At 48.7% G+C, this 4,855-nt stretch carries 4 protein-coding genes; 2 read left to right on the top strand and 2 right to left on the bottom strand.

Annotated features, from left to right (window positions below; genetic code table 11):
• The first annotated feature begins 297 nt into the window (after positions 1 to 297).
• Complete coding sequence (gene hldE, locus AACP44_RS08505; protein ID WP_339340101.1) at positions 298 to 1,740, top strand: bifunctional D-glycero-beta-D-manno-heptose-7-phosphate kinase/D-glycero-beta-D-manno-heptose 1-phosphate adenylyltransferase HldE; 1,443 nt, start codon at positions 298 to 300, stop codon at positions 1,738 to 1,740.
• Between the two features lie 19 nt (positions 1,741 to 1,759).
• Here the strand turns inward: hldE and AACP44_RS08500 are convergent, their stop codons facing one another.
• Positions 1,760 to 2,572, bottom strand: coding sequence for an aldo/keto reductase (locus tag AACP44_RS08500; protein ID WP_339340100.1), 813 nt, complete (start codon positions 2,570 to 2,572; stop codon positions 1,760 to 1,762).
• Positions 2,569 to 3,783 carry an FAD-dependent oxidoreductase gene (locus tag AACP44_RS08495; RefSeq protein WP_339340099.1) on the bottom strand — a complete coding sequence of 405 codons (1,215 nt, stop codon included), beginning with the start codon at positions 3,781 to 3,783 and terminating at the stop codon, positions 2,569 to 2,571. The genes AACP44_RS08500 and AACP44_RS08495 overlap by 4 nt, the downstream gene beginning before the upstream one ends.
• Positions 3,784 to 3,899: 116 nt before the next feature.
• On the opposite strand from AACP44_RS08495, the gene waaA reads away from it, so the two are divergent.
• On the top strand, positions 3,900 to 4,855 hold a 956-nt coding region (gene waaA, locus AACP44_RS08490; RefSeq protein WP_339340098.1), incomplete at its 3' end, for a lipid IV(A) 3-deoxy-D-manno-octulosonic acid transferase.

The following is a 4,855-nucleotide window of genomic DNA, read 5'->3' as shown; positions in this document are numbered from 1 at the left end:
ATCGTTGATTTACCACAGTAGCTACCTATCTCCAGTGCCGGCGCTTTGGCCGACATGGCAAGTGCTGTGTGATACAGCGCCGCTGCCTCATCATCAGCAAGAAACCCTTTTACCTGATCGATATCAATAGGGAGTTCAATAGAGGGCTTAATAGAGCGTTCAATAGTCATAATAGGGCATAGGCCTGATGCAGAAAATCAGCGGGCAAGATAACGGAAATGCCCGTGGGCAGCAATAAGACTTATGCTATGATGCGCCAAAATTAATCGCTTTTTATTGCTCGGGACGCTATCGCCAATGAAATTATCCATGCCTCGCTTTGATCAAGCCCAAGTATTGGTGGTGGGCGATGTGATGCTCGACCGTTATTGGCATGGCGGCACTTCTCGTATTTCGCCGGAAGCACCGGTACCGGTGGTGAAAGTGGGCCAAACCGAAGACCGGCCCGGTGGTGCTGCCAATGTGGCGTTAAATATTGCCGCGTTGGGTGCCGGCGTGTCATTAACCGGCTTGGTAGGTAAAGACGAAGCGGCGGTAGCTCTGGCAGAAACTTTGTCAGCGGCGCAGGTACACAGCGACTTTCAAGTGGTAGCCAGTCACCCCACAATTACCAAGTTGCGGGTGATTAGTCGGCATCAGCAATTAATTAGAATGGATTTTGAAGATAGCTTTAGTGCTGAAAATGCCCTCTCATTATCAACCAAAGCGCGGCAGTTATTACAGGCGGGTGTTGGTGCGCTGGTGTTATCGGATTATGCCAAAGGCGCATTAGATGATCCCCAGCCTTTAATTCAGGCGGCCAGATCTGCGGGTATTCCAGTGTTGGTAGATCCCAAGGGATCAGATTTTTCACGCTATAACGGCGCCACTCTATTAACCCCCAATCTGCATGAGTTTGAAACTATTGTTGGCCCCTGCGTCAATGAAGAAGAGCTGGTCAATAAGGGCGAACAGTTGATCCTTGAACATCAGCTGCAAGCACTATTAGTTACTCGAGGCGAGCAGGGTATGACACTGTTGCGTCCCAATAAACCAGAATTACACCTGCCGGCCCGAGCGCGTGAGGTATTTGATGTCACCGGTGCTGGCGATACTGTGATTTCAGTGCTGGCCGCCTCGTTGGCAGCGGGCGAGCCTTTGCCGCAAGCGGTAGCTCTGGCCAACCTTGCCGCCAGTATTGTTGTGGCCAAGTTGGGTACAGCCGCCATTAGTGCGCCTGAGCTACGCCGTGCCGTGCAAGCTGAAAAGGGTTCGGAGCGGGGGGTATTAAGTCTGGAGCAATTGCAGGTTGCTTTACAGGATGCCCGTGCCGATGGCGAGAAGGTGGTGTTTACCAATGGCTGTTTTGATATTTTGCATCCCGGTCATGCCGGCTATCTGGAACAGGCTCGCGCCTTAGGTGACCGCTTGGTCGTGGCGGTCAATGGTGATGAGTCTATCTCGCGCTTAAAAGGCCCAGGCAGACCGATCAATCCGGTAGAAAGCCGTATGGCGCTTCTGTCCAAGCTGGAGTCGGTGGATTGGGTGATCTCCTTTGATACCGATACGCCGGAACAATTATTAGCCGCTTTACGTCCGGATATTTTAGCCAAAGGCGGCGACTACGATAAAAGCAGTGTTGTCGGTTGGGAAATCGTTGAGGCTTATGGCGGTGAAGTGAAAGTTTTATCCCTGTTTGATAACTTCTCAACCACCGCCATCGTAGAGAAAGTGTTAGATAAAAGCCAACAGGCAGATTAATCATTCACCCTGCAAGGGTCTAAATAGCAGCAGTATTTTTAGCTATCGCTTTAACGACCGCTGCAACATTCGCTGTTAAATGCTTCGGATTAATCGTACCAACAATGGCACTGCTAACACCGGCATGCGAAAAAATAAAATCCATACTAGCCTGTATCGGATCTTCCCCCGCCAAACAAATATGCCCGCTGGCAAACGCTTTTTTAATTAACAGGCCCTTATTGTTTTGCTCACAAAAATCGATCACCGGCTGTTCATCTTTATAATCAAGATTAAACGTGGCCATCACCGCATCGGTTTTTTGCGCCGCAGCCAATCCGCCAGCAACCGTTTTAGTGGAAACGCCATAAGCTCGGATTAGCCCCTGCTGTTTGCAGCGTTGCAATTCTTCCAATACTTCCTGTTGCTCAATCACATTTAAGTCATTGCCATCCGAATGTACCAGTACCATATCGATAAAGTCAGTGTTAAGGCGTTTCAAACTGCGCTCAATACTAAAGCGCGTATGTTTGGCACTAAAGTCAAAACAGGACTTGCCGTTTTCAAATTCTTCACCCACCTTTGAGCAAATCACCCAGTTCTGCCGTTGTCCTTTTAACAAAGAGCCTAGACGCTGTTCGCTAATACCATAGGCCGGCGCGGTATCAATCAGATTAATCCCCAAGTCGCGGGCAAGATCAATCAGGCGTATCGCAGCTTTATCGTCAGGAATGGTAAAATCGTTAGGATATTTCACCCCCTGATCGCGCCCCAGTTTTACCGTGCCTAAACCGATTGGGCTGACATCAATACCGGTGTTACCGAAGGGGCGTGTGATTAAGGCTTCACTCATCTAAATAAGGTTTCCCAACAGGGGGTGCCAATAGCGGGGGTTTTAAAATGATGTAAATTTGCCGGTACATTATCGCCACTGGGCGCAGTGTGATTTTGCTTTAGTAGTGTACAGATTTCATCAGCCATATTGGGCGCTAGGGTTAGCTTGGTCGGCCAGCTGACAATAACATTGCTAGAATTGTTGGCCGTTTCAGCAAAGGCTTTATCCGGTTTGAGCAAGCCTTTTTGTTTGGGCTCGGCACGGTCAACATACAGTACGGCCCATTCACTCTCGCTAAAATCCAGCCACGGAAATAAATCGTTAAGTTCGGCTTTGGCTTGTTCAATTAATGCCTCGTCACTGAGTACAACGCCGTAAGTAGCCAGATCGCCACCCAGATACCAGACGTTTTTGCCATCTTCTGTTGCATGGCTGGAAATCGTTAGGCGCGGTGATGGGTTGCTGCCCATACAGTGGGCATAAAGTGCATGGGGGTAATGATGTTTAACCAGCACTTGTTTTAACGGCCGACGTTGCATCGCCGGTTTTTTTATCGACAGCATGGAGCAGAGTTGTTCGTTGCCTTCGCCGGCGGTAAAGACAAATTGATTGGCTGTTAGTGTGATGGCGTTTTCTCCATCACTGGCCACTAGGGTATCCACCGAGCCATCGGCTTTTTGGCTGAATGCACTGCGCTGCCAATCAATGCTAAAAATACGGTCACGATAGTTATCGGCCAGTGCATTAACCACAGAGGGCACATCCAAGACTAAGTCGACCAACTTATACAGCGCGCCTTTAAAGGCGTTATCCTGAAAGACAGCGGGGCGCTCTGCTTTGCTAACATTATCAACTCGACCGCGGGTGACTTTGCTGGCAAAAAAGGAGGTCACTTTGGAGCTGATCGATGAACTGGACCACATATAAAAATGTTCACTTAGCACCTTTGCTTGACGTAAATCCACATCGCCTTCACCCTTAAGACAGCGGCGCCAGTGGTCTGGCATATCGGCAATCGCTTCCGAAGCTCCGGTCAGCGCGCCGCCTAACGCATATTTGATGCCGCCATGGATCATCCCTTGAGAGGCGATGGTTTGCTCGCCACCCAAATCACCCTGTTCCAAGAGTATGGCGTTATAGCCGTCATTGCATAAGCGGTTAAGTAGCCATAAGCCTGCTATGCCGCCGCCAATAATGGCGATATCTACAGTTGCTGTATTGGTAGTCATTAAGTCATTAGTTACAAGAATAGAAGTTTTAAGTATATCCTGTTTCAGCAGGGCTGGTCACTGTCGGGTTAAATCGCTATGCTTCCAACATCTTACTGATCGGCAACCCTAACATTATGGCTCGCTACTTTTATAGTGCGTTTTTTTACTTACTCACTCCGCTAATTCTGCTGCGGTTACTCTATCGTGCTAGCAAGGCTGCGGCTTATGGTCGGCGTATTGCCGAGCGCTTTGGTTTTTTTACTACCCCCAAATTTGAAAATACCATTTGGGTGCATGCGGTTTCAGTGGGCGAAACTATTGCCGCAGCTCCACTGATTAAGCGACTGCAACAGCAGTATCCCAATGCTTCGATTGTTGTTACCACCATGACCCCGACCGGATCTGATCGAGTCAGGGCGCTGTTTGGTGATTCTGTGTTTCATGTGTACGCACCTTATGATTTGCCCGGTTCAATCCTGCGGTTTATAAAACGCGTGCAGCCAAAATTATTGGTTATTATGGAAACTGAATTATGGCCCAATACGATTCATTATTGTCGTCGCTGTTCTATTCCTGTGGTATTGGCTAATGCACGATTATCGGCCAAGTCAGCGGCGGGCTACCGGCGCTTGGGTTGGTTAACGAGGCCCGTGCTTAATAATTTAACCAAAGTGGTTGCTCAAAATAGGGCAGATGCGAATCGATTTTTGGCTTTGGGTTTGGCCGACACTAAAATGGTGGTTAGCGGCAGCATCAAGTTTGATGTGGTTATTGATGACGCTTTAATTGATCAGGCGCAAGCGCTTAAGTATCAGTGGAGCGATCAAGGCCAGCGGTTAATCATTATCGCGGCTAGCACCCATCAAGGTGAAGATAGCATTATTCTCGAAGCGTTTGAGCAAGTTATAGCAACAATATCGAATGCGCTACTAATTATTGTCCCGAGACACCCTGAACGTTTTGCGCAAGTGACCAAGCTTTGCGAGCAACGTTTTTCCGTTGCGCGACGCTCAAAAAACGTTACCGTTTCCGCTGCAACGCAAGTGTTAGTCGGTGATACCATGGGCGAGTTGTTATTACTCTATGGTTG

This window comes from uncultured Oceanicoccus sp. (assembly GCF_963968385.1).
In the GTDB taxonomy this organism is placed as follows: domain Bacteria; phylum Pseudomonadota; class Gammaproteobacteria; order Pseudomonadales; family Dasaniaceae; genus Oceanicoccus.
Note: the sequence above shows the minus strand (reverse complement) of the source record. Positions and strands in the feature narration are given on the sequence as shown.

What these genes read in the sequence shown, in the direction of transcription:
- AACP44_RS08500 (WP_339340100.1), bottom strand. Translation starts at nt 2,572, where the DNA reads ATGAGTGAAGCCTTAATCACACGCCCCTTCGGTAACACCGGTATTGAT.
- AACP44_RS08495 (WP_339340099.1), bottom strand. Translation starts at nt 3,783, where the DNA reads ATGACTACCAATACAGCAACTGTAGATATCGCCATTATTGGCGGCGGC.
- hldE (WP_339340101.1), top strand. Translation starts at nt 298, where the DNA reads ATGAAATTATCCATGCCTCGCTTTGATCAAGCCCAAGTATTGGTGGTG.